The sequence below is a fragment of the Elusimicrobiota bacterium genome, assembly GCA_041658405.1.
GTDB lineage: Bacteria > Elusimicrobiota > UBA5214 > JBBAAG01 > JBBAAG01 > JBBAAG01.
The window spans coordinates 1-3607 of sequence record JBBAAG010000137.1 but is presented as its reverse complement, the minus strand read 5'-3'; the positions used below and the strand labels follow the sequence as shown (position 1 = coordinate 3607).

Annotated in this window: 3 protein-coding genes; all 3 read left to right on the top strand. The window is 39.4% G+C overall.

What is annotated here, in order from left to right; genetic code table 11:
* The coding region (locus WC955_13200) for an RHS repeat-associated core domain-containing protein (protein ID MFA5860011.1) at positions 1-1307 on the top strand (1307 nt) is incomplete at its 5' end.
* Positions 1308-1322: 15 nt separating this feature from the next.
* On the top strand, positions 1323-1949 hold the full coding sequence (locus WC955_13195) for a hypothetical protein (protein MFA5860010.1): 627 nt from the start codon (positions 1323-1325) through the stop codon (positions 1947-1949).
* On the top strand, positions 1950-3602 hold the full coding sequence (locus tag WC955_13190) for an RHS repeat-associated core domain-containing protein (GenBank protein MFA5860009.1): 1653 nt from the start codon (positions 1950-1952) through the stop codon (positions 3600-3602).
* Positions 3603-3607 lie beyond the last annotated feature (5 nt).

The following is a 3607-nucleotide window of genomic DNA, read 5'->3' as shown; positions in this document are numbered from 1 at the left end:
AAACTAGCACATCAACATCCCCAGTGGACACACAAATGTTTGTGTACGACAAAGCGTTAGGAAACAGCGTATACGAAATAACCGGGAGTACTGTTACACGTAACGTCTACGCCTGGCCGAGTAACAAGCTGGTTTGTAAAGTTACAGTCAACGGCTCATCAACTACTGCAAGTTATTTCCATACAGATGGTCTCGGGAGTGTATCCGCCTTGACCGACAGTAATGGCGCGGTGACGAATTCGTACAAGTACGACCCGTTTGGTAACATTCTGAGTATGACCGGTAATAACAACGCTGCACGTTATATCGGCACGTTAGGCGCAATGGACGACGATACAGGCCTCGTATTAATGGGTGCCAGATACTATGACCCGATGCTAGGACGGTTTATCTCAAAAGACAAGTTACAGCGTACGAACCGGTATATGTATTGTTCCAACAACCCTGTGAACTTCGTGGATCCCAGTGGATTGGAGGAAGTGTCTAAGGAATCTGTGATATCAGGATATGAATCTGAAATAGAAATGATAATGAGACACTGGACAATGTACGAAGAAATCGGGGAAGTAGAAACTGCACTAGGTATGATAAATTACTTAGAATACAGTATTAATGAATGCTGGCAATTAGTATATGAACAGTATTATCCTTCAGAACAGAGTGAGGAAATACCTGGGGAAACAACAGAAACGGACTCAGGTAGTACTCAAACTGAAGGAGTAAGTAGCGTAAATGAGCAAGGAACAGGTGGGAATGAGAGTGACCCGCAGCAACAGGATAGTAATATAAATACAACAAACGAGACTGATGCTGCAGGTCAACAAGCGACAGCGAATGCGCAACAACAATCCGGTAGCACAGAAAGCGGGAATACGGGCAGTAATGTAACAAAAGATCAAACGACAACGCCCGGCACTCAAAACCAAACTGCTAAAACTGACGCTAACGGCGCTGTCGCTTCGGCAACAAACTCTAATGGAACAACAAAAACTGAACAAGCATCGCAAAACAAATCATTACCAGAAATAGATGAAAATAAATTTAGGAATGAACCTGGACTTGAAAATCCGGATTTTGACCCTATATGGTTTATTGCGGGAGGAGTAGCATCAAAAATAACAAGTATCCCAAAATTCTTGAATGTGCCAATATATCCATCATTAATAAGAATTGACTTTGGAAAGATTAATCAAGCAGGTGGAGCAATAATAAAACATATTAACATTGGTGGAAAGGGCTCTGGATTACCTTTTAACGCACATATTTGGTCTGGGAATTGGTATAATCCTTTTAAGTGGTTTAAATAGGAAGGTGAACTAATAATGTCTTTTACTATTGACTCCCCAAAACAATTTAATGATAAACTTGATGAAATAGGAATATATACAATATCTAATTGGGATAGATATGATTTGGAAATACAAATAGTTATAAGTATTCTTAAAAATATTAGACAAGATAAACACAAATTAATAATTGGTCGACTCAATGCTTTGGACAATAACAAATTTATTAAATTTCTTAATAAGCAAAAGCTGTCATGGTCATTGAAGATGAATTATAAGCCTAATATGTCAATAATTAAAAAATATATTTTACATTCATTGTTTGGTTGGATAATGCCGGATTACAAAAAACCTTGGGTTTTTTTTCAGATAAATGATGTTAAAGATATAGAAATACTATTACCGTATTGGAATCATTATGGTGGAGAATATATATTTATGTTGACTGAAAACGATTTTAACGAGGTTGAGTGGACTAATGCGAGAAACGATTATTACGGTACACTATGGCAATATTTGGGAAAAGTAGCTTTAAATAATTATTGTACGTTAGTTGTTGGTGATGACTATATTCAATTATTACTTGCACGTAAAGAACTCGGTGTAATTTATAATAAAGTAAAAACAATAATTGAAGAATATAATAATAAAATAAAATCTTAAATATGGTTATATCAACTCACACAAGTAACATATCCCGGAGGAAGACAGCAGAAGTATGAGTACGACGACGTGGGTAACCGTACGAAGTATACCGACTGGTCGGGAACGATGACATACCAGTACAACAATGCAAACATGTTGACCTCATACGGGGTTATACTAAACACCGGTACTGTTACAGGGAATTATGATATCACCTCTTCCACCAACAATATTACAGTAGGCATCTCAGTGATTGCATCGTCAAAAACGGCAGTGTGCGAATACGACAGTTACGGCAACATGACAGCGCGGGTAGAGAATGGTAACCGCACAGAATATGTTTACGATTACGAAAACCGGTTAACCAAAATCGTTTTCCCTAACGGCAGTTACCAGCAATACAAGTACGATCATGCAGGGAAACGCGTGATGCTAGAAAAGTATAAAACTAGCACATCAACATCCCCAGTGGACACACAAATGTTTGTGTACGACAAAGCGTTAGGAAACAGCGTATACGAAATAACCGGGAGTACTGTTACACGTAACGTCTACGCCTGGCCGAGTAACAAACTTGTATGCGCCGTAGCGGTGAACAGTTCCACAACGACAATAAAATATTTCCATACTGACGGTCTCGGGAGCGTATCCGCCTTGACCGACAGTAACGGCGCGGTAACGAATTCATACAAATACGACCCGTTCGGGAATATTTTAAGTATGACCGGTAATAACAACGCTTCGCGGTTTGTTGGCTCACTTGGCGCAATGGACGACGATACAGGCCTTGTACTCATGGGTGCCAGATACTACGACCCTGTGTTAGGACGGTTTATCTCAAAAGACAAGTTACAGCGTACGAACCGGTATATGTATTGTTCCAACAACCCTGTGAACTTCGTGGATCCCAGCGGGCTTGAGGAAGAATCGGCGTTTTCTATGTCTGATTTGGACAACCCTGATTACCGGGAATGGGTTTCGGTACAGTATGCATCAGGTAACGAACTTGTAGTAATGACACAATGGCAGATGATGCAAGAATATCAACAATACTATAGCCCTTCAGATTTAGGAACGGTAGATTATCTTCCCTATGTACCAATAACCACTCAAGAATATTATGAGTACAATGGTAACCGGTATTACTACGGAATAACCGGGCCCGCAAATGAGGAAGGACTCGCGGCATGGATAGAGGATCAAAAAAAGAAAGAAGCAGAATATGCTGCAAATCCGGAATATTATGCGTCCGCTAATACCAGCGTAACTGACGCGGTGGAGTATTCAGTTGTGTATAAGAACGATGAGGAAATATTAGATTATAGATTGTTCGATAAACTGAAACAGTTTGCCAAAATATACAAGCTTCATATAACCATAACATCGGGATACAGGCTAACAGGCAGCCATACTGAAGGAATATCCGCTGATATACGAGCTGACGGTAAGACAATGAAGAACTTATCGGATATGGCATACAAAAGCGGATTATTCAACAGAATCGGGGTGTATGAGGAAGGTAAGGATTATTCTGGAGATGTGACAGGTCCACATGTTCATTTAGATATGAAAGATGAAAAAAATTATTGGAGATACGAACCTGAGAAATATCCTACTGATCTATATAATTATAAGTCTAATTATAATGATCTCTGGACAAAAGATAAATGAAAATG

Coding starts and splice junctions, on each gene's coding strand:
- WC955_13195 (MFA5860010.1), top strand. CDS start 1,323: ATGTCTTTTACTATTGACTCCCCAAAACAATTTAATGATAAACTTGAT.